Here is a 25,480-nt window from a genome sequence, read left to right as displayed (position 1 = left end):
CGACGGCGGGAGTGGGATGGGCGAGGAAACCGGCGGCGGGGCATGCCCGGAGTGCGGCAGCGGCGGCGCCCACCCCGGGCAACTGGTCTGCCAGGGCTGCTACGTGCCCTTCGCGCTGATGGCACCCGTCCCCGGCGCGGACCGCACGGACGCGGTGGGCCCCACGGACGCCGTGGGGCCCACCGACTCGGGGGAGACCGCGCAGCCGGCCGACGCGAGGCCCGAACCCGACGCGAGGCCCGAACCCGACGCACGCCCGCAACCCGAGCCGCACCCCGACCACACCCGGGTCATCGGCCGCCTCGCGAACACCGAGGCGGGCAGCGCCAGGACCCGCAGGGACGGCCCGTCGCGCGCCCTGCGGCTGAGCTTCCCTGGCGGTCAGGTCGTCGAGGTCGAACCCGGCCGGCAGGTCCGGCTGGGCCGCGAGCGGCGGCTGTGCCCTGCGGTCGGATTCCTCGCCGCCCACGACAACCTGTCCCGCCTGCACGCCACCGTCAGGGTCGAGCCGGACGGTTCCGCCTCCCTCACCGACGAGGGCTCCACGAACGGCACGTACCTGCACGGCTACCGGCTCCCGCCCCACGAACCTGCCGTGCTGAACCCGGGCGACGCCATACGGCTCGCCGCCGACGTCACCGTTCGGGTGCTGGCCTGACCGCCGCGTAGGAGGCCACACACCGGGCGAGCGGATGCTCGGCACCCAGGGCGGCGGCCGTGTCGCCCGCCAGCTCCGCGAGGCGCCTGGCCACCGAGGACGCGCCGTTGAGTCCCTCCAGCACGCGCGCCCGGCCGAAGAGCGCCGCGAAGGACGCCGGCGCCCTCTCCGCGTCATGCCGCGCCAGCTGCTGGAGCGCCTGCCAGTACCGCTGGTCGGCGTCGGCGAACCGGCCGGACATGAGCAGTCCCTCGCCTTCCTCCAGCAACGCCCACACCACATGCCGCGTCCCGCGGTCCAGCGCTGTCGGCGTGTGCGGCACGCGGCCCGGCTGCCGCAACTCCCTCAGCCGCAGCGCCACCTCGCCCGCGGTCGACGGGCGCTCCGCCGGGTCCTTGGCGAGCAGTTCGTGCACCAGGTGCGCGAGGCCGGCCGGCACCTCGGGCCGGCGTCGCTCGATCCGTTCCGGCGTCTCGTGCACGTGCGCGTACGCGTATCCGACGACGTTGCCCGCGGAGAACGGCGGACCCTCGGCGAGGAGCGCGTACAGCACGCAACCGAGGGAGTACAGGTCCGACTGCGCGGTGACCTCCCGGCCGTGCGCCTGCTCGGGCGACAGGTACGGCGGGGAGCCCATGACGGCCTGCGGGTCCGTGTACCGGGTGCGCTGCGGGTCGCGCTGCGCCACCAGACCGAAGTCGCAGATCTTGACGGCGCCGTCGGGCAGCAGCATCAGGTTCTCCGGCTTGATGTCCCGGTGCACCAGGCCGTGCTCGTGGGCGTGCTGCAGGCCCGCGGCGATCTGGGCGCCGTAGGCGAGGACGTCGGCGACCGGGAGGCCGCCGAGGTCCAGCAGCACCTCGCCGAAGTCCCGCCCTGACAGCAGTTCCATCACCAGGAAGGGACGGCCGTCGTGCTCGCCCGCGTCATGGATGGTCGCCACGTTGGGATGGCTGAGCGCGGCGGCGGCGACGGCCTCCCGGCGGAACCGGCCCTCGCGCGCGTTGCGCTCGCCCTCGGCCCACTCGGCGCGCAAGGTCAGCACCTTTACTGCCACCCGGCGTCCCAAACCCAGATCGACGGCCGCGTACACCTGCCCGAAGCCGCCGCCGCCCAACCGCTCCTCCAGCCGGTAGCGGCCGCTGAGCAGCGTCCCGGCCCCGATCCGGTCCGGCGGTACGCCCGTCCCGCCCACTCCGCCTCCGCTCACTCGCGTGCGCCCCTCACTCCTGTGCCGTTCAGTCGCGCCCAGGTGACCCGTGGGCCGGTGATCCGTGTCCCTGTGCCCCGTGCGCCGGTGACTCGTCCGCCATCCGCCACAGGTCAGACGGCAGGCCCACCATCGTCGGGTCCGCGGCCGCGGCGGCCTGCTGCGGTCCGACCGTACCGTCCGTCGCGTCGTCCTCGAACACGAACTGACGGCCGCTGGGCAGCAGTTCCAGGCGCTCGTGCAGCACGATCGCGTCCCCGCGGCGCAACTGCCAGCGCGTGCCGTGGAACAGCGGCAGCAACTCGTCCCCGGTCGGCCGCCGGCGGCGGACGCGGGTGCCGTTGGCACTGCGCTCGTCGACGACGGTCAGCCCGGTCCCGTCGTACTCCAGCAGCACATGCGTGCGGCTGACGGAATCCACCGCCTTGTCGTCGATCCAGGCGCCGAGGGCGACCCCGCCGCCCGCGGGGGCCCGGCCGACTGCGAGCGGCTCGCCGGCCGTCACCATGAAGCGGCCGCGAACCGTGCCGTCCATGACCACCTTCATCTGCGCGCGGCGCGGCCGCGGCCCGGCGTCGGACAGCGGCAGTCCGTGGGTGGGGCACAGCACCCGCTTGCCCCGGCGGCGGGGAAGCGCGGTGCCCGGATGTTCGCCCGCCCCGAACAGCGGGCAGTCCGCTTGCGGGCAGCGCCAGTCCCGGCTGAGCACATCCCGGTGCGCCGACGGTGCCCAGCGCCTGAGCACCCCTGCCTCCAGCAGCAGGCCCTCCTCCTCCTTACGCGAGATCTGCCACTCCGGGGGCACCGGCATGATCCGCGGGCGCACCACCAGCGCCCCGTCGGGGCCGAGCAGCGGGCGCAGGAAGTGGTCCCGGTCGCCCGGAATCCACGGGTAGGCGCGGTGGAAGTCGAGGAAGTTGTCCGCGCTGACCACTTGCAGTTCAAGCGTGTCCGCGAGCTCCAGGATGCGGTCGTCGGCCCTGGGCAGGACCTCCAGCAGCCGGTCGCGGTACCAGCCCGCCAGGCGCTCGCGCTCCTCAGCTGTCAGGCGGCCGTCGGTCAGCAGCGAGCGGTCCGTGATCGGGTAGACCTGCACCGCGGGGTCGTGGGCGAACTCCGCCAGCGCGTCGAGCAGCGCCTCGAAGCGGCTCAGGTCCGCCGCTCTGTCACCGCCGAGGGCTGGTTCGCGGACGACGTTCGCCACGTCGATCACGTATTCCGCGGCCGAGGCATCAAGCGTCAAGCGGCTCTCGCACTGCATATGACCAGAAGCTAGCACCGCCCGACCGAGGCGGTCCCGGGAATGTCCGGCCGGTGACCGGACCGGCCGGACCCGGACCGCGCTGTCGGTGCGGCGCCGTAGGCTGGCCCTCCTATGACTGCCACCACCCCACCCGCCCTCACCGACCTGCTGCACGCCGCCGTCACCGCCGTCGGCGGGGTGGAGCGGGAAGGCCAGGTCGCCATGGCCGAAGCCGTACAGGCCGCCGTGGAAGACCAGTCCCATCTGCTCGTCCAGGCCGGCACCGGCACCGGGAAGTCGCTCGGCTACCTGGTGCCCGCCCTGGCACACGGCGAGCCCGTGGTGGTGGCCACCGCCACCCTCGCCCTCCAGCGGCAGTTGGTGGAGCGGGACCTGCCGCGCACGGTGCAGGCGCTGAAGCCGCTGCTGCGCCGCGAACCGGCGTACGCGATGCTCAAGGGCCGTTCCAACTACCTGTGCCTTCACCGTCTGCACGAAGGCGTGCCGCAGGACGACGAGGACGGCCTCTTCGACCCCTTCGAGGCCGCCGCGCCGACCAGCAAGCTCGGCAAGGACCTGCTGCGGCTGCGTGACTGGGCCGACGAGACCGAGACCGGTGACCGGGACGGACTCAGCCCGGGGGTCTCGGACCGCGCCTGGAGCCAGGTCTCGGTCACCTCCCGGGAGTGCCTGGGCGCCACCAAGTGCGCCTACGGCGCCGAGTGCTTCGCCGAGGCGGCCCGCGAGCGGGCCAAGCTCGCCGAGGTCATCGTGACCAACCACGCACTGCTGGCCATCGACGCCATCGAGGGCGCCCCGGTGCTGCCGAGCCACGAGGTGCTGATCGTCGACGAGGCGCATGAACTGGTCTCACGCGTCACGGGGGTCGCCACCGGCGAGCTGAGCCCCATCGGGGTCAACCGCGCCGTCAAGCGCGCCGCCAAACTGGTCAACGAGAAGGCCGCGGACGCCCTCCTGAGCGCCGGCGAGGGTTTCGAGCGGGTGATGGAGCTGGCCCTGCCCGGGCGGCTGGAGGAGATCCCCGAGGACCTCGCGTACGTACTTGCCGCGCTCCGCGACGCGTGCCGGCTGGTGATCACCGCGCTCGGCGAGACCCGGGACAAGTCCGTGCAGGACGAGGACGTGATCCGCAAGCAGGCCCTGGCCTCCGTCGAGCACGTGCACGAGGTCGCAGAACGCCTGGTGCAGGGCTCGGAGTACGACGTGGTGTGGTGCGAGCGGCACGACCGGTTCGGCGCGTCGCTGCGGGTGGCGCCGCTGAACGTGTCGGGTCTGCTGCGCGAGAAGCTCTTCAACGACCGCTCCGTGGTGCTCACCTCCGCCACCCTCAAGCTGGGCGGCGACTTCAACGGGGTGGCGGCCTCGCTCGGTCTGTCCCCGGAGGGCGTGAAGGCCCCGGAGGGCGAGGAGGAAGTGCCGCCCTGGAAGGGCATCGACGTCGGCTCGCCCTTCGACTACCGCAGGCAGGGAATCCTCTACGTGGCCCGGCACCTCGCCCAGCCGGGCCGGGACTCCGGCCGCGAGGACATGCTCGACGAACTGGCCGAGCTGATCGAGGCGGCCGGCGGACGCACCCTGGGGCTCTTCTCGTCGATGCGCGGCGCCCAGGCGGCCGCGGAGGCGATGCGCGGGCGGCTGGAACACCCGGTGCTGCTCCAGGGCGAGGAGACGCTGGGCGAGCTGATCCGCACCTTCGCCGAGGACGCCGGCACCTGCCTGTTCGGCACGCTGTCCTTGTGGCAGGGAGTGGATGTGCCGGGCGTGAACTGCCAGTTGGTGGTGATGGACCGGATTCCCTTCCCCCGGCCGGACGATCCGCTGATGAGCGCGCGGCAGAAGTCGGTGGAGGAGCACGGCGGAAACGGCTTCATGGCGGTCGCCGCCACCCACGCGGCGCTGCTGATGGCCCAGGGCGCGGGGCGGTTGATCCGCGCCTCCGGCGACCGCGGTGTGGTGGCCGTGCTCGACCCGCGGCTGGCCACCGCGCGCTACGGGGGCTTCCTGCGCTCCTCGATGCCCGAGTTCTGGTACACCAACGACCGCAACCAGGTGCGGAGGTCGCTGGCGGCGATCGATGCAGCGGCGGCGCGGCCGGCAACCGCCGAGACGGTTGAGGCCGAGGCCTGACAGGGCCGTCGCGGCGGTGTACGGGCCCCTGAGCGGCCCGTGGCGCTCGCGGTGGCCCTTCCGGATACACAGATACGGCGAAGGGCCCGGCAGCCCGCCCACAGCGGCCTGCCGGGCCCTGTCCAGCCGGGTCGAGCCCGGCTCCGACAATCGCCGAGCGCCGGGTCAGATCCGGCGCAGGACTGCCACGACCTTGCCGAGGATCGTGGCCTCGTCACCGGGGATCGGCTGGTACGCCGCGTTGTGCGGCAGCAGCCACACGTGGCCGTTGTCCCGCTTGAAGCGCTTCACGGTCGCCTCGCCGTCCAGCATCGCCGCGACGATGTCGCCGTTCTCGGCGACCGGTTGGCGCCGTACGGTCACCCAGTCGCCGTCGCAGATGGCCGCCTCGATCATCGAGTCGCCGACCACCTTGAGCACGAACAGCTCGCCGTCACCGACGAGCTGGCGCGGCAGGGGGAAGACGTCCTCGACGGACTCCTCGGCCAGGATGGGACCGCCGGCCGCGATCCGGCCGACCAGCGGCACGTACGAGGCCGAGGGCTTGCCGGTGGTGTCGGTGGGCTGCGGGTGGCCAGCGTCCGACGCGCGGACCTCGTACGCGCGCGGGCGGTGCGGGTCGCGGCGCAGGAACCCCTTCCGCTCCAGCGCCATGAGCTGGTGGGCGACCGACGAGGTGCTGGACAGGCCGACGGCCTGGCCGATCTCGCGCATGGACGGCGGATATCCGCGGCGCTGCACCGAGTCCCTGATGACCTCGATGACGCGGCGCTGGCGCTCGGTCAGCCCCGAGCTGTCGGCGCGAATTCCCGGGGGCCGTCCGGGGAGGGCGCGCGCCGGCTTCGGGGTGCTGTCTTCGTTCGTCACGTCCAACGGGCCGATTCCGTCCGGGGAGCGGTCATGCTCGGGCAATGTGCCGGTGGCGCTCTCTGCGGTGGTGGTCACGGCGGCCCCTTTCGAGTTGTTCTCCACCGCATGGACTGCGGTCGGCCCGCCTCCGCGTGCGGGCAGTTAGTACAACGGTAGTGGGTTTCGAAAGGTTGCGCCAAACACACGTTCGAGTGAATTAGCGAAAATCCGCTGACGTGATCAAGGTACCGGGTGTATTGATCGAATGGAAGTTCGATTCCCGCATTGCCTCCGGCGTGGCGGTCGAGGCGCCGCCCAGGGCGCCCGCGGAGAGCGCGGACGGGGTGCGCGCATTTCGGTCGGCTCAGTGTCGCACCGGCTCGCGGAGTGCGCCCCGCGGGCCCGCTCCCATACGCTCCGGCATGTCGCGAACGCCCTCCGTGGCCGTCGCGCGGCCACGACACGCGGATCGCACCCCCTGATGCGCGGGCACCAGATCTAGTGGTTGGATAGGGCCCGGCCACCACAAGTTGTGGTTTCCAAGCGGGCCCAGTGGCTTCAAAGCCGCAGCGATCGCCTATGCTTGAGGCTGCTTCCGGGGTTCTGGCAGGACCTCGCGGAAGCATGTTCGTCGTGCGCTCACCGTGGGTGAGGGAGGGAGTGGGAAGACCGTGCACTGCCCCTTCTGCAGACACCCCGACAGCCGCGTCGTCGACAGCCGGACCACCGACGACGGTGCCGCGATCCGTCGCAGGCGCCAGTGCCCCGACTGCGGGCGGCGCTTCACGACCGTCGAGTCGGCCTCGCTGATGGTGATCAAGCGCAGCGGCGTCACCGAGCCCTTCAGCCGCAACAAGGTGATCGCAGGCGTGCGCAAGGCGTGCCAGGGCCGGCCGGTCACCGAGGACGCCCTCGCGCTGCTCGGGCAGCGGGTCGAGGAGGCCGTCCGCGCCACCGGCAGCGCCGAGCTGTCCACCCATGACGTGGGACTGGCCATACTCGGTCCGCTCCAGGAACTCGACCTCGTCGCCTACCTGCGCTTCGCGAGCGTCTACCGGGCCTTCGACTCGCTCGACGACTTCGAGCGGGCCATCACGGAGCTGCGCGAGCAGCTCCCACCCATGACTCCCGGCGGGCTTGACGAGGACCTCGGGGTCCCCGCGTCCGCGGGCACCGACTGACCGGCGTCGGGACACGGATTTGCCGACGCGCGCCCTAGCGCGCCGAGGCGTCAGACAACACATCGTGCTGCGGGAAGAACCGCGCACATCAGGGCGTTTGCCCGTATTGGGAGGCGGAATGACCGAGACGACGAGCGGCCCGGCACGCGGTTCACGCACCAAGGGGTCGAAGGTGAACAAGGGCCTGCGTATCGAGCGCATCCACACCACCCCCGGCGTGCACCCGTACGACGAGGTGGTCTGGGAGCACCGTGACGTCGTCATGACGAACTGGCGCGACGGGTCGATCAACTTCGAGCAGCGCGGTGTGGAGTTCCCTGACTTCTGGTCGGTGAACGCGACCAACATCGTCACGAGCAAGTACTTCCGTGGTGCGGTCGGCAGCCCCAAGCGCGAGAAGAGCCTCAAGCAGCTCATCGACCGGGTCGTGCTCACGTACCGCAAGGCGGGCGAGAAGCACGGCTACTTCGCGGGCCCCGCGGATGCCGAGATCTTCGAGCACGAACTGACGTACGCCCTGCTGCACCAGGTGTTCAGCTTCAACTCGCCGGTGTGGTTCAACGTCGGCACCGCCCAGCCGCAGCAGGTCTCCGCCTGCTTCATCCTGTCGGTCGACGACTCCATGGACTCGATCCTCGACTGGTACAAGGAAGAGGGGATGATCTTCAAGGGCGGCTCGGGCGCCGGCCTGAACCTCTCCCGCATCCGCTCCTCCAAGGAACTGCTCTCCTCCGGCGGCAACGCCTCGGGCCCGGTCTCCTTCATGCGTGGCGCCGACGCGTCCGCGGGCACCATCAAGTCGGGCGGCGCCACCCGCCGCGCCGCCAAGATGGTGGTCCTGGACGTCGACCACCCCGATGTCGAGGCGTTCATCGAGACCAAGGTCAAGGAAGAGCAGAAGATCCGCGCGCTGCGCGACGCGGGCTTCGACATGGACCTGGGCGGGGACGACATCACGTCCGTCCAGTACCAGAACGCGAACAACTCCGTCCGGGTCAACGACGAGTTCATGAAGGCCGTCGAGGGCGGCCGGCAGTTCGGGCTGCGTGCCCGGATGACCGGCGAGGTCATCGAGCAGGTCGACGCCAAGTCGCTGTTCCGCAAGATGGCCGAGGCGGCCTGGGCCTGTGCCGACCCCGGCATCCAGTACGACGACACCATCAACCACTGGCACACGTCGCCGGAGAGCGGCCGCATCACCGCGTCCAACCCGTGCAGCGAGTACATGCACCTGGACAACTCCAGCTGCAACCTCGCCTCGCTCAACCTGATGAAGTTCCTGCGCCACGACGACGAGGGGCACCAGACCTTCGACGCGGCGCGCTTCGCCAAGGTCGTCGAGCTGGTCATCACCGCGATGGACATCTCCATCTGCTTCGCGGACTTCCCGACCGAGAAGATCGGCGAGACCACCCGCGCCTTCCGCCAGCTGGGCATCGGCTACGCGAACCTGGGCGCGCTGCTGATGGCGACCGGCCACGCGTACGACTCGGACGGCGGCCGCTCGCTGGCCGGCGCCATCACCTCCCTGATGACCGGCACGTCCTACAAGCGGTCGGCCGAACTGGCCGCGGTGGTCGGCGCGTACGACGGCTACGCGCGCAACGCGGACGCGCACAACCGCGTCATGAAGCAGCACTCCGACGCCAATGCGACGGCCAAGCGGGTGGACGACCTCGACACCCCGGTGTGGGCGGCGGCCACCGAGTCGTGGCAGGACGTCATCCGACTCGGCGAGAAGAACGGTTTCCGCAACGCCCAGGCTTCGGTGCTCGCCCCCACCGGCACCATCGGCCTGATGATGGACTGCGACACCACGGGCGTGGAGCCCGACCTGGCGCTGGTCAAGTTCAAGAAGCTGGTCGGCGGCGGCTCGATGCAGATCGTGAACAACACGGTCCCCGTGGCACTCAAGCGCCTCGGCTACCAGGAGGAGCAGGTCGAGGCGATCGTCGCCCACATCGCCGAGCACGGCAATGTGATCGACGCGCCCGGCCTGAAGACCGAGCACTACGAGGTCTTCGACTGCGCCATGGGCGACCGGGCGATCTCCGCCATGGGCCACGTCCGGATGATGGCCGCGGCCCAGCCGTTCCTGTCGGGCGCCATCTCCAAGACGGTCAACCTGCCGGAGTCCGCGACCGTCGAGGAGGTCGAGGAGGTCTACTACGAGGGCTGGAAGCTCGGCCTGAAGGCCCTCGCGATCTACCGCGACAACTGCAAGGTCGGCCAGCCGCTGTCGGCGAAGAAGAAGCAGGACACCAAGGTCGACACCGCCGCGGAGGCGCAGGCTCCCGTCCAGGTCGAGAAGGTCGTCGAGTACCGCCCTGTCCGCAAGCGTCTGCCCAAGGGCCGCCCGGGGATCACCACCTCCTTCACCGTCGGTGGCGCCGAGGGCTACATGACGGCCAACTCCTACCCGGACGACGGCCTCGGCGAGGTCTTCCTGAAGATGTCCAAGCAGGGCTCGACCCTCGCGGGCATGATGGACGCCTTCTCGATCGCCGTCTCCGTCGGCATGCAGTACGGAGTCCCGCTGGAGACCTACGTCTCGAAGTTCACCAACATGCGCTTCGAGCCGGCCGGCCTCACCGACGACCCGGACGTGCGGATGGCGCAGTCCATCGTGGACTACATCTTCCGCCGCCTGGCACTGGACTTCCTGCCGTTCGAGACCCGCTCCGCGCTGGGCATCCACTCCGCCGAGGAGCGCCAGCGGCACCTCGACACCGGTTCCTACGAGGCCGGTGAGGACGACGTCGACGTCGAGGGCCTGGCCCAGTCCGCGCCGCGCCACGTGGAGGTCGCCAAGCCGCTGTCGGCGGCCAAGCCGGCGGCCGCGGTCCCGGCGCCCAAGGAGGCCCACAACTCCACCGAACTGCTGGAGATCCAGCTCGGCCTGAATGCCGACGCCCCGCTGTGCTTCTCCTGCGGCACGAAGATGCGGCGCGCCGGGAGCTGCTACCTCTGCGAGGGCTGCGGTTCGACCAGCGGCTGCAGCTGAGCACGCTGATTCCCGGTTGAGACCGGGTGGCTGACCGGCCGGGTGGCGCCGCGTGACGCGGTGCTGCCCGGCCGGTCGCGTTCTTCCCCGGCCCTGGCAGGCGCGTGCCGGTTGCGACGTTCGGGTGAACATCGGGGAGGCGGTGTTTCGCGCGTCAAGGGGGCGAGGGGAATAGCTCCGGAGGAAGGGCGATTGATTCCGGACGAAGATCGATTCGTGCCCGCGGGAGCCGCGCACGTGCAAGGGGGAAGACCATGTCAGGTGTGGACATTCGTTACGTCGGCGGGCCCACGGCGGTCGTGGAGGTCGGAGGGCTGCGCCTGCTCACCGACCCGACATTCGACGAGCCGGGGGAGTACCCGATCGGCGCGCGGGCGCTGGTGAAGACGGCGGGTCCGGGCGTGGCACCGGCCGAGATCGGGCCGCTCGACGCGGTGCTGCTGTCGCACGACCAGCATCCGGACAACCTCGACCGGGCAGGGCGGGCGCTGCTGGCCGAGGTCCCGCTGGTGCTGAGCACGCGATCCGCGCACGACCGGGTGATCGGCCCGGTGCGCGCCCTGGGCAACTGGGAGCACATCGACCTGCCGCGCCCGGACGGAGGCGTGCTGCGGGTCACCGGCGTGCCGGCGCAGCACGGACCGGACGGCAGCGAGAAGCTGGTCGGTGAGGTCACCGGTTTCGTCCTGTCGGGCAGCGGCTTGCCGACGGTCTACATCAGCGGGGACAACGCTTCGCTCGACGTGGTGCGGGCCATCGCCGACCGCTTCGGTCCCTTCGACGTGGCCCTGCTCTTCGCCGGGGCGGCCCGCACCGCGCTGGTGCCGGACGGCACGCTCACCCTCACGAGCGCGCAGGCGGCGGAGGCGGCCGCGATCCTGGACGCCCGGCAGGTGGTGCCGCTGCACTTCGAGCAGTGGGCGCACTTCACACAGGACGGCGCCAGCGTCGAGGCGGAGTTCGCCGCAGCGGGTCTCGCGGACCGCCTGCACCGGTTGGGACCGGGCGCCTCCGTCGCGCTGTGAGCGCTCCCTCGCGGTGCCGGAATGGATCGGGTGAGGTGCCCGACGCCACTACGATGGCGCGGTGTTGGTCAAGTGGATGCGCTGCGGGGTCGTCGATCGACCGGGGTTCGACCGGGGACAGCGCCGATGGGTGGCGCTGCGCCAGCAGCCGGGGTTCCTCGGCCAGGGCGGAGGGTGGAGCCGAGCCCAGCCGGGAGTCGCGCACCTGTTCGGCTTCTGGGACGACCGGCGCTCGTACGACGCCTTCATGGCCGGTCCGCACGACGGCGTCGCCGCCGCGCAGCAGGGCACGTACGAAATGCTCGCGGTGCGGCTGTTCGAGCACCGGCTGGATGTGAAGGTCGGTTTCGAGCCACTCTTCGCCGACACCGATCTGCTCAGAGTCGCGCTGTGCAAGGTGCGGCCGGAGCGCGTCGACCACTTCACGCAGATGCAGGAGCGGGTGTGGAACCCGGCCATGGCCGGGTCGCCCGGGATGCTGCGCGGGGCCTTCGGCCGGGGCGAGACGGACGACTTCCTGGTGCTGTCGATGTGGGACTCCGCCACGGAGCACGGCAAGTACCGGGAAGGGGCCGTGGAGCGGCTGTCCGAGCGTGCCGGGCTGGACGCCGATGTGCTCTCCGTGGCCGGCGACGTGGTGGACGTGGTGCAGGCATGGACGGTCTGAGCGGGGACGCCGATCCGGTCGGCACCGGCCACGGCGTCCGGGCATCCGGTCGGCGCGGCTCGGTGGCGGAAAGGCGTCGTGGTGGCGAGCGCAATAGGCTGGCCGGTATGGGACGCCCTCACCGCATCGTGCTCATCCGGCACGGCGAGTCCCAGGGCAATGAGGACGACAGCATCTACGAAAGGGTGCCCGACCATGCCCTGGAGTTGACCGCCGACGGCCGAAGGCAGGCCGCGACGGCGGGCGCCCGGCTGCGCGCGGTGTTCGGTGGGGAGCGGGTGCAGGCTTTCGTCTCCCCGTACCGGCGGACCTGGCACACCTACGAGGAGTTGGGCCTGGACCCGGCGCTGGCCACGGCGCGTGAGGAGCCCCGGCTGCGGGAGCAGGACTGGGGCAACTGGCAGGACCAGGAGGACATCCAGCGCCAGCGCAAGGCCCGAGACGCCTATGGCCACTTCTTCTACCGGTTCGCGATGGGGGAGAGCGGCGCCGACGTCCACGACCGGGTGGGCGCGTTCCTGGAGACCCTCTACCGCGCCTTCGACAAGCCGGACTTCCCTCCGAACGTGCTGCTGGTCACGCACGGGCTGACGATGCGGCTGTTCTGCATGCGCTGGTTCCACTGGACGGTCGAGGAGTTCGAGACGCTGTCCAACCCGTCCAACGCCGAGACCCGCATGCTGCTGCTGCAGCCCTCCGGCCGCTACATCCTGGACCGGCCGTTCGAGCGGTGGGGGACCCCCGGCCCGCCTGGCGGCGGGTTGCAGTGAGCGCGGGTTCGGTGCCGCACGGCCGAACCCGGCCGACCTCTCCCGCGCGCATGCCTGGTGCCGTGACCGCGCCCCGTCCCCGTTCGCCGCGACCTCACCCGGAGGCCAGCCGCGCCGCTCCGCCCAGGAAGCACGCGAACGCCGCGGCAGCCGCCCAGGTCCGTACGGTGTCCAGCCGCTCCCACCGGCGGATCACCGCCTGCCAGCCGTGCGGCGGTGCGCCGGCGCTCCATGCGAGGACACCCGCGTTGATCGGCACGGTTCCGGCAGAAGGTGGTCACCGTCCAGAGGAGGAGGGCGGCCATTCCCGCGCACTGGAAGCCGAAGCCGCGGCCTCCGGCGTTCCCCACGGTGGCGGCCATGGCGGTCGCGAGCGTCGGGACGTAGACGGCGGGAACCGCGATGCGCAGGCTCCGGATGAGCGCCTGCCGGAGCTCGATGTGCTGCTGGTCGGCCAGCACGGCGAGCGGCCGCCGCACCCCGCAGCGGACCGCGTACTCGGCTCCGGCCAGCAGGCCGGCGAAGAAAATGCTGACGAACGCGACGACGTTCACGGGGCTCCTCTCGACTTCCCTTCCGCCCCGGCACCCGGAAAGCGGGGCGAGCGGTGGAGCATATTTACTGTGACTAGAAAAATACAGTAACAGAAAAATTCTGGACGCCGGACTATCCTGCCGTCATGAGTGCGCGAACGGTGGACTGGGCGGCGCTGCGCGCGTCGCGGCAGGTGGATGCCGCCGGTACCGAGGGTCTGCGCGAGCGCAAGAAGCGGTTGATGCGGCAGCGGCTCTCGGATGTGGCGACCGAGATGTTCGTCGAGCGGGGCTTCGACGCGGTGCGCGTCTCGGAGATCGCCGATGCGTGCGGAGTGTCCGAGAAGACGGTCTTCAACTACTTCCCGACCAAGGAGTCGCTGGTCCTGGACCTGCCGGATGCCACGATGGCCGCGCTGCGCACCGGCCTGGCCGACCCGGGCGTCCCGGTGGTCGAAGCGATGCTGCGCATCCTGGCCGACGAACTCGGCGCCATGACGGCCTGGTTGGACACGCAGGACGACCCGGCGGGGGCCGTCGCCGCGATGGGGCGGTTCGGCGCCCTGATCCGGGCCACGCCGGCACTGCGTGCCCATCAGCGGGACATGACCGACCAGTTGATCGCCGCGGCCGCCCGGACGCTGGCAGCACGCGCCGGCGCCGGTCGGGACGACCCGGAGCCGTGGATCGCCGCGACCGCCCTCCTCGGCCTGTGGCAGGTCCAGCATCGCGCGCTGCGTACGCACATGGACGCCACCCTCACGCCCGAGTCGATCAGGGCGGCGGTCACCGCCGACGTTCGCCGCGCCGCCCGGCTCCTCGACGCCGGGCTGGCCGGATTCCCGCGGACTCCCGACGCGCGGACGACAGACCCGCGGACGGCAGACCCGCGCCCGATCGACCCGCGCCCGATCGACCCGCGGCCGACCGACGAGCAGCCCCGTACGGAGCCTGCCGACGGCCCTGCTTAGGTCGCGTGCCGCGCCGCCACGAGCCGCGGCCCTGCCCGCCGCCCGCCCGCCGTACGTCCGCCGACGGGCGCCGACCCGTACGTTCCCCTGGCGCCGGGCCGGGCGGTCAGTACGATGCGTCAGATGAAAGCGAAGGTTCCGACGCCATGATTCCCGAGCCTGCCCCTGGTCCCGGCCGGGCCGATTCCGCCGCCGCCCCGACCCCTGACTCCGGCCGCCTGGCGCGTGCCACGGCCAGCCTGCGCGGGCTGGCGGTCGGCGACGCACTCGGGTCGCAGTTCTTCGTGCCGGCCAACTACCCCGCCCTCCAGAGCGGCGAGCTGCCGCCGGGCCCGTGGGCGTGGACGGACGACACGGAGATGGCATGTTCGGTCCTGGCGGTGCTCGCGTCGCACGGCCGGATCGATCAGGACGCGCTCGCGTGGTCCTTCGCGGAGCACCATGACTTCGACCGCGGCTACGGTCCCGCCGTGAACCGGATGCTGCGGCTGGTCCGCCAGGAGGGCGCCGACTGGCGCGAACTCGCCGCCGGGCTGTTCAACGGGCAGGGCTCGTGGGGCAACGGGGCGGCGATGCGGATCGCGCCGCTGGGCGCCTGGTACGCGGGCGACCCCGAGCAGGCCACCCACCAGGCCGAGATCTCCGCCTACACCACCCACCAGCACCGGGAGGCCGTGGCCGGCGCGATGGCGGTCGCCGCCGCTGCCGCGCTCGCCGCCGACCCCGCGGGGCCCGACCCGGACGCGCTCCTGGGCACGGTGCTGGACCTGGTGCCGCGCAGCGCCGTGCACGCCGGCATCCGACGGGCCCGCGACATGCTGGACTACGCCGACGTGGCGACCGTCGCAGCGGTGCTCGGCTGCGGCCGCCGCACCAGCGCCCACGACACGGTGCCCTTCACCCTGTGGGCCGCCGCACGCCACCTGGACGACTACGAGCGGGCGTTCTGGACCACCGCGCGGGCCGGCGGCGACGTGGACACCAACTGCGCGATCGTCGGCGGCATCATCGCCGCCCGCCCCGGCGGCGAACCGCCCGCCACCTGGACACGGCGGACCGAACCGCTGCCGGAGTGGGCCGCAGTGGCCTGATCGCGACGCGCGTGCTGTCTCCAACCGGCGGGCACGTGCCGTCCGTTGGTGCCGCCCGGTGCCGCCGATCACCCCTCTACAGGCGGGCCGTTGCCGAGAGGTAGGCTGAGTGCGTCATGCCGTACGTACCGCCCACCCACACCGTCGAGCGTTCGATGCGCGCCACCCTCGGCGTACGCACCGTCGCTGGTGTGGACGAGGTGGGGCGTGGCGCGTGGGCCGGGCCGGTCACGGTGTGCGCGGCGGTCACCGGACTGCGCCGCCCGCCGGAGGGCCTGACCGACTCCAAACTGATCACTCCCAAGCGGCGGACCAAAATGGCCGCTCTCCTCGCCGACTGGGTGACGTCCTACGCGCTCGGCCACGCCTCGCCCGAGGAGATCGACAGCCTCGGCATGACGGCGGCCCTGCGGCTGGCGGCGGGACGCGCCCTGGAGGCGCTGCCCGAGCGGCCGGACGCGGTCATCCTGGACGGCAAGCACAACTACCTGGGCGGACCCTGGCAGGTGCGGACGGTCATCAAGGGCGACCAGTCATGTGTCGCGGTGGCCGCCGCGTCCGTGATCGCCAAGGTGCGGCGCGATGCCGCGATGGCCGAACTCGGCGCGGAATACGCCCCGTTCGCCTTCGGGGACAACGCCGGGTATCCGTCACCCGTGCACCGTGCGGCACTCGAGGAGCTCGGTCCGACCGCGCAGCACCGGCTGTCCTGGTCGTATCTGGACGCGATGCCGCGGTGGCAGCACCTCAAGAAGGTGCGGGACGACGCAGACACAGGGGAACAACTCGGTTTCGATTTCTGATTGGGGAGCCACCCCCCGCTGCGCATTCACAGCTCGTTTGATAGACATCAACTCATGCCTCTCACCCCCGAGGAGCCTCAGATTCACGAGAGCGTCCCGGGTCCCCGCACTGCTCCGGCCGCCGGCCGGAATGCGTCGACCCCCCGTCCAGTCCCCGGCCCGCCGCGACCTGCGGCACCGCGCCCCGCGCCGTCGAGGGAAGCAGCCGCCGCGGGCGTCGGTCCCGGCCGTCCCGGTCCCAACCGGCCCGCGGGCAAGGCCGGACCAGCGGCTCCGGCCGCGCCGCCCGCCGCCGTGCCCGCGCAGCGTTCCACCGACGGCACGTCCGCCCAGATCCAGCTCATCCCCGCTCCGGAGGCAGGCGCGATCGACGCGGCCGACGAAACGGTTGACCTGCTGCTGGACACCGGCCGTGCCCCCGGCGAGATCCTGGTGCTGACCGCCGGCGAGCAGCATCCCTGGGCCGCCCACGAGCTGTCCTTCGGCGAGGCGTCCTACTGGGCCCAGCACGACGCGGCCGACGACGTGTTCTACGCCGACATCCGCGCCACCCGTGCCACCGGCCGCCCGGTCGTGGTCGTCGCGCTCAACGGCGGTGACGACGAGGGGATGTCGCGCGCGCTGGCGGAGGCGCTGGCCCGCGCCGGTGTGCTGCTGATCGTGTGCGGCGACCCGGCCCGGACCAACGGGTTGCTCGGCGCCACCGCCTGACCGAGGGCCTGGGCGGTTCGCGGCACGGCGGCCGGACATCCGGCCGCCGGGCCTGGCCGCCGCGCTGTCGCGACGCGGCCGCCGGTGACCGCGCGGGCTTGCCGCGAAGGCGGTCACCCGGGCTTGTGCCGCGAAGGCGTTCGCCCGGCCGGGCGGTCAGCGCACGGCGGCCTGGCGCCCGGCCAGCGGCGACCCGTTCGGAAGCGGGGCGTGCGCCGGCGGGTTCGTTCGCAGCGCAGTCGCCGAGCGGGCGTTGGGCGTACGGCCGGCGCGGCTCTCGCCGATGACGTTCCACCCGTCGTCGGTGAGGGTGACGTAGGACCCGCAGCGCAGCCCGTGCAGCGTGCAGGCGTCGCGCAGGCCCCACATCCAGGCGCCGTCCTCCGCGGTCCACTCCGGACCGCCGTCCCGGCAGACCATGAGGACCGCGACCCGCACCGGGTGGCGCAGCCGCAGGTCGTGGGGGATGACCCGGCGCAGATGGGAGAGCAGGGCGTTGCGGCGTTCCCAGCCGTCCAGGACTCCGCCGCGACCGGTGAACGAGGCACTGGCCCTGATCCGTCCGTCCGGGTCGTAGACCGCGACCACGGCGGTCGCCGGCGTGGGCAGATGCCTGGCGTGCAGGTCCTTGATGACGTCGCGCGGGCTGGCCAGCATCGGCACTCCGCTGCCGGCCCACTCGGCCGGCTCGACGCTGCGCGACACCCGGGGGGAACCGGCGGACGAGGTCTCAGGAACGAACCCGATGGTCACGGTCCTCCCTTCACGGATGCACCCGTAGACCGGGCGCGGGCGCACGCCGGTCAAGGGGCTCGGAGAGCCGATCGGGAATCCACCGCCAATTCTTCCTCTCGTACTGCCATGCGGCAACGGGCAATTGGTGGCAACGACCGGTATGGCAGTGTCCGCCGGATAGATCCCATCCGGCCGATCGACCCGGTCCGACACCCGCCGGGACCAGCGCGAACGCGGCGGCGGCCCCGGTGCGCGGCGGCGATCTCCCGCTGTCGGGCCCCGGCGGGTCGGTCGGGGCCGGAGCGCGTCGCCGGGGCGTGGGATTGGGACGTTGTCGGTGTTGTGGGGTTGCATGGGGACATGAGCAACCAGGAGCTGCGTGCGGAAGCCGATGCGATCCTTGCCGAGCTGGTGGGCGGCCCGGAGGGTTCGGCGCGGCTGCGGGAGGACCAGTGGCAGGCGGTGGCGGCGCTGGTGGAGGAGCGCCGGCGTGCGCTGGTGGTGCAGCGCACCGGCTGGGGCAAGTCGGCGGTGTACTTCGTCGCCACGGCGCTGCTGCGCCAGCGCGGGTCCGGCCCCACGGTGATCATCTCGCCGCTGCTGGCGCTGATGCGCAACCAGGTCGAGGCGGCCGCGCGCGCCGGCATCCAGGCGCGGACCATCAACTCGGCCAACCCGGAGGAGTGGGAGACGATCTACGCAGAGGTCGAGCGCGGGGAGACGGACGTCCTCCTGGTGAGTCCCGAGCGGCTGAATTCGGTCGACTTCCGTGATCAGGTGCTGCCCAAGCTCGCGGCCACGACCGGTCTGCTGGTGGTCGACGAGGCGCACTGCATCTCCGACTGGGGCCACGACTTCCGCCCCGACTACCGCCGGTTGCGGGCCATGCTCGCCGAGCTGCCGGCGGGCGTGCCGGTACTGGCGACCACCGCGACCGCCAACGCGCGCGTGACCGCGGACGTGGCCGAGCAGTTGGGCACCGGAGGCGGTGAGGCGCTGGTGCTCCGGGGCACGCTCGAACGCGAGAGCCTGCGGCTGGGCGTCGTCCGGCTGCCGGACGCCGCGCACCGGCTGGCCTGGCTCGCCGAGCACCTGGACGAACTGCCGGGCTCGGGAATCATCTACACGCTCACCGTGGCCGCGGCCGAGGAGGCCACCGCGTTCCTGCGGCAGCGGGGCTTCGAGGTGGCGTCGTACACCGGGAAGACGGAGAACGCCGAACGCTTGCAGGCCGAGGTCGACCTGCAGGAGAACCGGGTCAAGGCCCTGGTCGCGACGTCGGCGCTGGGCATGGGCTACGACAAACCCGACCTGGGTTTCGTGGTCCACCTCGGCTCGCCCTCCTCGCCGATCGCCTACTACCAGCAGGTGGGCCGTGCGGGGCGCGGGGTGGCGCACGCCGACGTGCTGCTGCTGCCAGGCAGGGAGGACGAAGCCATCTGGCGCTACTTCGCCGACACCGCCTTCCCGCCGGAGGCGCAGGTCCGGCAGACCCTCGCGGCCCTCGCCGAGGCGGGGCGTCCGCTGTCCGTGCCGGCCCTGGAAGCCGCGGTGGACCTCCGGCGCGGCCGGCTGGAGACGATGCTGAAGGTGCTGGACGTCGACGGCGCGGTCAAGCGGGTGAAGGGCGGCTGGGCGGCGACGGGCGCGGAGTGGGCGTACGACGAGGAGCGCTACGCGTGGGTTGCCCGGCAGCGTTCGGCCGAGCAGCAGGCCATGCGCGACTACGTGAGCACGCCCCGGTGCCGGATGGAGTTCCTGCGCCGGCAGCTGGACGACGAAGGGGCGGTCCCTTGCGGCCGTTGCGACAACTGCGCGGGGGCGTGGGTCGATTCCTCGGTCTCGGCCGGGGCGTTGACGGGGGCGGCGAAGGAACTGGACCGTCCCGGGGTGGAGATCGAACCCCGCCGGATGTGGCCGACGGGGATGGCCGCGCTCGGCATCGACCTCAAGGGGCGCATTCCGGCCAAGGAGCAGTGCTCGGCCGGGCGCGCGCTGGGCAGGCTGTCGGACATCGGCTGGGGCAACCGGCTGCGGCCGTTGCTGGCCGAGGACGCGCCCGACGGACCCGTGCCCGACGAGGTCCTGCGGGCCGCCGTGGCCGTCCTCGCCGACTGGGCCCGCTCTCCCGGCGGCTGGGCGACGGACGCCCCGGACGCTTCCGCCCGGCCGGTCGGGGTCGTCGCTGTCCCGTCGCTGGCCCGCCCGCAACTGGTCGGCTCCCTTGCCGAGGGGATCGCGAACGTCGGCCGCCTCCCCTTCCTGGGCAGCCTGACGTACACCGGGGCGAGCGGGGCGCACGCGGCACGTCGCAGCAACTCCGCCCAGCGGTTGCGGGCGCTGTCCGGCGCGTTCACCGTCTCCGAGGAGCTGGCCGCTGCCCTGGCGAGCGCTCCGGGGGCCGTTCTGCTGGTGGACGACTCCACCGACTCCGGGTGGACCCTCGCGGTCGCTGCGCGCTTGCTGCGCCAGGCGGGCAGCGGTGAGGTGCTTCCGTTGGTCCTCGCTGCGGCAGGATGACCTGGGGGCTGGGGCTGGGGCTGGGGCTGGTGCCGGGTGCCGGGCGTTCGGGATGAGTGCTGGGGGTCGAGCCCTGAGGGCCGGGCGTTGGGCCTGGTACGTGTCCGGTCGTGGGTGCGTCGGGTCCCGCCTGCGTTGTCCACAGCCGAACGGGTGATCTCCCGCGGGAGAGCCGTTCCATGCGTCATCGTCGAGTCATGACACAGAGCGACGAAATTCAGCACGGACAGTCATCGGATGGGCCGATGGAGGTCAAGGTCACGCTGCGCGGCCCGGGCGAACTCGCGGACGCGCTGCCCTATCTGCTCGGCTTCCAACCGACGGACAGCCTGGTCCTCGTGGCACTGCACGGGGAGCACGGCCGCTTCGGCGGGAGGCTGCGGGTGAGCCTGCCGGAGAATCCGGCGGACTGGTCGGTCAGCGCCGGCCATCTCGCCGAGTGCCTGGTGCGAAACAGCACCCGCCGCGGCGGACACCCCGACGCGGTCGTGGTCTTCCTCTGCCAGGACCCGTCCGAGGGCGAGCGGCCGTCGGACGTGATGGAGCGGCTGCGGCCCCTCGCCCAGCGACTGCGGGTCGCCTGCGGGGAGTTGGACGTGCCGGTGGTGGAGGCGCTGTGCGTGTCGGCCGGGCGCTGGTGGTCCTACTGCCTGCCGCACCGCGCACCGTCACCGGCCGAGGGCACCGCTCTTCCGCCGCCGGGCAGCACCGCCATGGCCGCCACTGCCGCATACGCGGGGCTTCCGACTCCCGGCTCGCTGCGGGACATCGAGGCCCGGCTCAGGCCGGCGGCGGTCCGCGACCACCAGCGGGAGATCGCGCTGGACATCGCCTGCGCCGAGGTGCTGCCGCGGATGCTGGCCGACAACCGCGTCGAGGAGACGCGTCGCCGCACACTCGGGCTGGCCCGCGCGGCGCTGGAGCGGCTCCGGGCCGTGCCGCGGCTCGATGACGCGGTCAGGTCCGACGAGCAGGACGACGCTCTGCTGGCCGACGACGAGGCGGCCACCGTGATCCTCGGCCTCCAGGACAAGGCCGCCCGCGACCGCGCCGCGGAGTGGGCGGAGCCCGGGCAGGCGGACGCGGCCGTCCGGTTGTGGCGGGCGCTGGCTCGCCGCTGCGTCGGTCCGTATCAGGAGCACGCGGTCGCGCCGCTCACCCTCACCGGTTGGGTCGCATGGTCGACGGGGGACGAGGCCGAGGCCCGCGTCGCCCTGCGGATGGCGCTCGACCTCGATCCGAACTACACGTTCGCCCGGCTGTTGCACACCTCCGTCAACGAGGGCTTGGACCCTGAGCTGCTGCGGCGCACCCTGCGCCAGGAACGGCGCAAGCGTGTGCTCGGCAGGGCAGCCACCCGCCGCGGGCCGACCGGCGCTGCGGGCCGAGGCCCCGACCCTCGCGCGCCGAGGGACCGCCGTGCCCGGACCCGCCGGTGACCGCCCTCATGACCCGCGTACCGCTCCGGCGCACGGGACGGGTGGACGCCGAGGGGCGCGCACGAGGGCTTCCGCGGGGTGGTGCGTGTGGCGGTCGGGGAATGTGGGACGCCAGGGGCGGTGGCTGGGAATTGACGCCACCTGATCGTCAAGAGAGTCGATCGGGCTGTTTATCGTCAGGGAGACGACTAAGATCGCGTCATGTCGCCCTACGACCCGTCGGCCTTCCCGCCCTTCGCCGTCACCGTCGACCTGGTGGTGCTCACGGTGCGACATCACGCGCTGTGTGCGCTCTCGGTGCGCAGGGGCGAGCCTCCGTTCCAGGGCCGGTGGGCGCTGCCTGGTGGTTTCGTCCGCGACGACGAGGACCTCTCGCAGGCGGCGGCCCGCGAGTTGGCCGAGGAGACGGGGCTGCGCGCCCAGAACGGCGCCCATCTGGAACAGCTCGCCACCTATGGCGATCCGCAGCGCGATCCGAGGATGAGGGTGGTCAGCGTGGCGCACCTCGTGCTCGCGCCGGACCTGCCGGCGCCTCGCGCCGGCGGCGACGCGCGCAGTGCCCGGTGGGCACCGGTCGGCACGCTGCTGGCGGAGAACGGTCAGGACCACCCGGGCGACGCGGCCCCGCTCGCCTTCGACCACGGGCGCATCCTCGCCGACGGGGTCGAACGGGCCCGGTCGAAGATCGAGTACTCCTCGCTGGCCACGGCCTTCTGCCCACCCGAGTTCACCGTCGGGGAGCTGCGGCGGGTGTACGAAGCGGTGTGGGGGGTGGCGCTCGACCCGCGCAACTTCCATCGCAAGGTGACCGGGACGGTCGGCTTCCTCGTGCCGACCGGAGGCACGACGACCCGTCAGGGCGGGCGCCCGGCACAGTTGTTCAGGGCCGGGGGTGCGGCGCTGCTCAATCCGCCGATGCTCCGACCGGAGGTGTAATTTCGGGGCTTTTGTCCGTTTTGTTGGGTATTTCAGCGCTATGGTGTTGGAGTGATCCAGGCCATCGGACTGACCAGCTTGTCCCGTCGCAACACCCCGCCTGCCGTCGCCGACCTGACCTTCGAGGTGCGGGAGGGCGAGGTGACCGGCCTGCTCGGACCGGCCGGCTCGGGCAAGTCCACCGCGCTGCGCCTGCTGCTGGGGGTGCAGCCGGGCCGCGGCGCCACCCTCGTCGACGGTCGCCCGCTGCACGAACTGGCCCGTCCCGCCCACGAGATCGGTGCCGTGCTCGGCGACGTCCCCGGGCACCCCCGCCGCAGTGCCCGCGGCCACCTGCGCATGCTCTGCTCCGCCTATGGACTGCCGCTCGCGCGCGCCGACGAGGTCCTTGAGGCGGTCGGCCTGGACGCGGTGGCGCGCGAGCGGCTCGACACGCACTCGCTCGGCATGGACCGCCGGCTGGGCTTCGCCGTCGCGCTGCTCACCCGTCCGCGCGCCCTGATCCTGGACGACCCCGCCCACGGTCTGCTGCCGCGCGAGGCCGCCTGGGTCCATGAACTGGTGCGCCGGCACGCGGCGGAAGGCGGCGCCGTCCTGCTCGCCGGCCGGGACGCCGGCGCGCTGGCCCGTACGTCCGACCGCGTGCTCGCGCTGGACGGCGGCCGGCTGGTGGCCGATGAGGCCGCGGCGCAGTTCGCGCGCAGCCGGCTGCGTCCTTACGTGGCGGTGCGGTCGCCCTACGCCCAACGGCTGGCCGAACTGCTCAGCGACGACGGCGCCGAGGTGGTCGCCGCGAGCGGCAGCCGTATCGCGGTGTACGGCACGACGTCCGCGGTGGTGGGGGAGACCGCCTACCGGCACGGCATCCTGCTGCACGAGTTGGCCGACACCAGTGCCGACCGGCTCGACCGGGACCGGGCCGAGGCCGATCCGGAGGAGGCGGCCGTGCCGCGGCAGCGGACCGAGGCCCGGCGGTCGCGACGCATCGGGCGCCGTCCTGGCCCGGTCCGCCCGATCGGGTACGAGGCTCGTCGCGCCTTCGGCGTGCGCACGCCCTGGCCCGCGGTGTTCGGCGCGCTGCTGTGCTCGGCGCTCGGCGCGGTGCTGATCGCCCGGACCGGAGTGGCGCACAGCTCGGCCCTGCACATGCTGTCGGGCTGGGCGCCTGAACTACCGCTGCCCGCGGCGGCGATCGGGGCCGGACTGCTCGGCGCGCTCAGCTACGGCCAGGAGTTCCGCTACCCGGCACTCGGGCCAGGCCATGGCCCCGAGCCCCGCAGCCCCCGCCTGCTCGGCGCCAAACTCGTGGTCGGTGCGGTGACGGCGTTGCTGCTCGCCGCGGCGGCCACCGCCGTCGACGTCGCCACCCTCAGGCTGCTCGTCCCCCGCGGTCATGCACCGGACCCGCTCGCCCACCCCGCCGCGCTGGCCGGCTGCGCCGCGCTCGCGGTCGGGTGCTGCTGGGCCGGGGTGCTGGCGGCGGCGGTCTTCCGCACCACCGCGCTAGGAGTGTCCGCGGTGCTCGCGGTGCCGCTGCTCGCCGTACCAGCCGTGCGTGCGCTGCTCGGTGGGCCGCAGGCAAGGGAACTCGGTGACGCCGGCGAGGCGTTGTGGTCGGTGGTGAGCGGCGTGTCCCAGGGTGGCGGGGGCGTGAGCGGCGCGCTGCGCTTCGTCGGCCAACCCCTTTTCCTGGGGCTGGCGTTGTCACTCACCGTGCTGGTCGGCGCTTTCACGGCAAGCGCGTTGCGCGGGCGGCGGCAGGAGCGGCGGTCAACTGCCGTGTCCACCGGAGCAAGTGCGCCGCTCCCTGGCGAGGATGGGTGAATCCTCCAGAAAAAACGTCAATTATCAGGTGATGAGTGCTCACCCTTTCGTGTGCTTTTCAGCAAAGCCCTCAAGGCCGGGTTCGGCATCGCCGACAAAGGATGCGTGAGTACCCTTGCGCATTCCATGATGACCGCGGCCCGTTCCGCCGACTCCGGTATCGCCGGTTCGGGCGAGCTCGATCGCTATCCGTACACCGATGCCCCCGGCACCGAACGCCCCGGGCTCCACGCCTGGGAAGGCGTGGAGCCTGACATGAGCCGGGTCGGCCGCCGCGCCGGAGGCAGCCGCGGCCGTGGTCTGCACGGCCAACTCGTCCAGCAGCTCGGTCAGATGATCGTCTCGGGCGACCTGGGCGCCGATCGCCCGCTGGTCCCCGAGGAGATCGGCCAGCGCTTCGAGGTCTCCCGCACCGTGGTGCGCGAGTCCCTGCGCGTGCTCGAGGCCAAGGGCCTCGTCAGCGCCCGGCCGAACGTCGGCACCCGGGTCCGCCCGGTCAGCGACTGGAACCTGCTCGACCCCGACATCATCGAGTGGCGCGCCTTCGGTCCGCAGCGCGACGACCAGCGCCGCGAACTGCTCGAACTGCGCGCGACCATCGAGCCGGTCGCCGCCCGGCTGGCGGCCGGCCACGGCCGCGAGGACGTCCAGCAGCGGCTGGCGGACATGGCCGAGATCATGGCCCACGCCAGCGCCCAGGGCGACTCGCTCACCTTCAGCCGGGCGGACGCCGAGTTCCACACCCTGGTGCTCCAGGTCGCGGGCAACCGGATGCTGGAGCACCTGTCCGGCATCGTGTCGGCCGCCCTGCACGTCTCCGGCGGCCTGGCCACCGGCTGCGAGCGTCCGGGGGACACCTCGGTCGGCCTGCACCACCGGATCGTGGAGGCGCTGGCCGAAGGTGACGGCGGCACCGCCGAGGCGGCCATGCGCCAGCTGCTGGCCGCGCCGACCGAGCCGGCAGCGGCGCCCGCCGCCGACCACGTGGTCCCGGCGCCCCGCGAGAAGAACTGATCGCCCCGGGAGCCGCCGCGGACCCCGATCCGGGGGTCGGCGGCGGCCCCATGTGTGCGAGATGCCCGGTTCTGGTATGTATCAGTACGTTATGGGGTGTGACTCGGGCCACGTAAGCTTGGCGTAACGCTTGGCGAGGCAGTGCGAT

21 protein-coding genes are annotated in these 25,480 nt (G+C 72.5%); 16 read left to right on the top strand and 5 right to left on the bottom strand.

All coding sequences use genetic code 11. The features are described from left to right. Positions 1–16: 16 nt before the first annotated feature. Entirely contained in the window at positions 17–658 is a 642-nt protein-coding gene (locus OG896_RS09105) for an FHA domain-containing protein (protein ID WP_329364031.1), read from the top strand. Here OG896_RS09105 and OG896_RS09100 read toward each other — a convergent pair. Both OG896_RS09100 and OG896_RS09095 read right to left on the bottom strand, forming a co-directional pair. After that, a complete protein-coding gene (locus OG896_RS09100; RefSeq protein ID WP_329364029.1) occupies positions 636–1,853 on the bottom strand; it encodes a serine/threonine-protein kinase in 1,218 nt (405 codons plus the stop codon). The two genes, OG896_RS09105 and OG896_RS09100, sit on opposite strands and share 23 nt — an antisense overlap. A 43-nt stretch (positions 1,854–1,896) precedes the next feature. Next, positions 1,897–3,111, bottom strand: a complete 1,215-nt coding sequence (locus tag OG896_RS09095) for an FHA domain-containing protein (RefSeq protein WP_329364027.1) — start codon at positions 3,109–3,111, stop codon at positions 1,897–1,899. 132 nt (positions 3,112–3,243) lie between these two features. On the opposite strand from OG896_RS09095, the gene OG896_RS09090 reads away from it, so the two are divergent. Further along, a complete protein-coding gene (locus OG896_RS09090) occupies positions 3,244–5,259 on the top strand; it encodes an ATP-dependent DNA helicase (protein ID WP_329364025.1) in 2,016 nt (671 codons plus the stop codon). A 165-nt stretch (positions 5,260–5,424) separates the two neighbouring features. Here OG896_RS09090 and lexA read toward each other — a convergent pair whose 3' ends face one another. Further along, complete coding sequence (gene lexA, locus OG896_RS09085) at positions 5,425–6,204, bottom strand: transcriptional repressor LexA (protein ID WP_328470230.1); 780 nt, start codon at positions 6,202–6,204, stop codon at positions 5,425–5,427. A 575-nt stretch (positions 6,205–6,779) separates the two neighbouring features. Here lexA and nrdR point away from each other — a divergent pair. The 5 genes from nrdR to OG896_RS09060 all read left to right on the top strand — a co-directional run bounded on the left by nrdR (position 6,780) and on the right by OG896_RS09060 (position 12,755). Further along, positions 6,780–7,289 carry a transcriptional regulator NrdR gene (gene nrdR, locus OG896_RS09080; protein WP_328470232.1) on the top strand — a complete coding sequence of 170 codons (510 nt, stop codon included), beginning with the start codon at positions 6,780–6,782 and terminating at the stop codon, positions 7,287–7,289. 118 nt (positions 7,290–7,407) lie between these two features. Beyond that, positions 7,408–10,293 carry a vitamin B12-dependent ribonucleotide reductase gene (locus OG896_RS09075; protein WP_329364024.1) on the top strand — a complete coding sequence of 962 codons (2,886 nt, stop codon included), beginning with the start codon at positions 7,408–7,410 and terminating at the stop codon, positions 10,291–10,293. Between the two features lie 254 nt (positions 10,294–10,547). Continuing rightward, positions 10,548–11,318 carry an MBL fold metallo-hydrolase gene (locus OG896_RS09070; RefSeq protein WP_329364023.1) on the top strand — a complete coding sequence of 257 codons (771 nt, stop codon included), beginning with the start codon at positions 10,548–10,550 and terminating at the stop codon, positions 11,316–11,318. 61 nt (positions 11,319–11,379) lie between these two features. Further along, complete coding sequence (locus OG896_RS09065; protein ID WP_328470238.1) at positions 11,380–11,985, top strand: YdbC family protein; 606 nt, start codon at positions 11,380–11,382, stop codon at positions 11,983–11,985. A 107-nt stretch (positions 11,986–12,092) separates the two neighbouring features. Next, complete coding sequence (locus OG896_RS09060) at positions 12,093–12,755, top strand: histidine phosphatase family protein (RefSeq protein WP_329364022.1); 663 nt, start codon at positions 12,093–12,095, stop codon at positions 12,753–12,755. A gap of 94 nt (positions 12,756–12,849) precedes the next feature. Here the strand turns inward: OG896_RS09060 and OG896_RS09055 are convergent, their stop codons facing one another. Next, a complete protein-coding gene (locus tag OG896_RS09055; protein ID WP_329364020.1) occupies positions 12,850–13,014 on the bottom strand; it encodes a hypothetical protein in 165 nt (54 codons plus the stop codon). A gap of 420 nt (positions 13,015–13,434) precedes the next feature. Between OG896_RS09055 and OG896_RS09050 the strand changes: the two genes are divergently transcribed. The 4 genes from OG896_RS09050 to OG896_RS09035 all read left to right on the top strand — a co-directional run bounded on the left by OG896_RS09050 (position 13,435) and on the right by OG896_RS09035 (position 16,864). Next, entirely contained in the window at positions 13,435–14,259 is an 825-nt protein-coding gene (locus OG896_RS09050) for a TetR family transcriptional regulator (RefSeq protein ID WP_329364019.1), read from the top strand. 146 nt (positions 14,260–14,405) lie between these two features. After that, entirely contained in the window at positions 14,406–15,350 is a 945-nt protein-coding gene (locus OG896_RS09045) for an ADP-ribosylglycohydrolase family protein (RefSeq protein ID WP_329364017.1), read from the top strand. Positions 15,351–15,466: 116 nt separating this feature from the next. Continuing rightward, a complete protein-coding gene (locus OG896_RS09040) occupies positions 15,467–16,153 on the top strand; it encodes a ribonuclease HII (RefSeq protein ID WP_329364015.1) in 687 nt (228 codons plus the stop codon). A 54-nt stretch (positions 16,154–16,207) separates the two neighbouring features. Continuing rightward, positions 16,208–16,864 (top strand): hypothetical protein, encoded by a 657-nt coding sequence (locus OG896_RS09035; protein ID WP_329364013.1) that lies wholly within the window; start codon positions 16,208–16,210, stop codon positions 16,862–16,864. Positions 16,865–17,020: 156 nt separating this feature from the next. Here OG896_RS09035 and OG896_RS09030 read toward each other — a convergent pair whose 3' ends face one another. Further along, a complete protein-coding gene (locus tag OG896_RS09030; protein WP_329364011.1) occupies positions 17,021–17,617 on the bottom strand; it encodes a hypothetical protein in 597 nt (198 codons plus the stop codon). A 342-nt stretch (positions 17,618–17,959) separates the two neighbouring features. Between OG896_RS09030 and OG896_RS09025 the strand changes: the two genes are divergently transcribed. The 5 genes from OG896_RS09025 to OG896_RS09005 all read left to right on the top strand — a co-directional run bounded on the left by OG896_RS09025 (position 17,960) and on the right by OG896_RS09005 (position 25,332). Continuing rightward, positions 17,960–20,119: a RecQ family ATP-dependent DNA helicase gene (locus OG896_RS09025; protein ID WP_329364010.1), complete on the top strand. Its 2,160-nt coding sequence runs from the start codon at positions 17,960–17,962 to the stop codon at positions 20,117–20,119. A gap of 245 nt (positions 20,120–20,364) precedes the next feature. Beyond that, positions 20,365–21,558 carry a DUF4192 domain-containing protein gene (locus OG896_RS09020; protein WP_329364008.1) on the top strand — a complete coding sequence of 398 codons (1,194 nt, stop codon included), beginning with the start codon at positions 20,365–20,367 and terminating at the stop codon, positions 21,556–21,558. 201 nt (positions 21,559–21,759) lie between these two features. Then, complete coding sequence (locus OG896_RS09015; protein WP_328470254.1) at positions 21,760–22,494, top strand: NUDIX hydrolase; 735 nt, start codon at positions 21,760–21,762, stop codon at positions 22,492–22,494. 51 nt (positions 22,495–22,545) lie between these two features. Next, entirely contained in the window at positions 22,546–24,318 is a 1,773-nt protein-coding gene (locus OG896_RS09010) for an ATP-binding cassette domain-containing protein (protein ID WP_329364005.1), read from the top strand. Positions 24,319–24,369: 51 nt separating this feature from the next. Beyond that, the gene (locus OG896_RS09005) at positions 24,370–25,332 is read left to right on the top strand and encodes a FadR/GntR family transcriptional regulator (protein ID WP_329364003.1); all 963 of its coding nucleotides are present in this window, start codon (positions 24,370–24,372) and stop codon (positions 25,330–25,332) included. Positions 25,333–25,480 lie beyond the last annotated feature (148 nt).

The organism is Streptomyces sp. NBC_00669 (assembly GCF_036226785.1).
In the GTDB taxonomy this organism is placed as follows: Bacteria; Actinomycetota; Actinomycetes; order Streptomycetales; family Streptomycetaceae; genus Actinacidiphila.
This window is presented reverse-complemented; position numbering and strand designations above follow the sequence as displayed.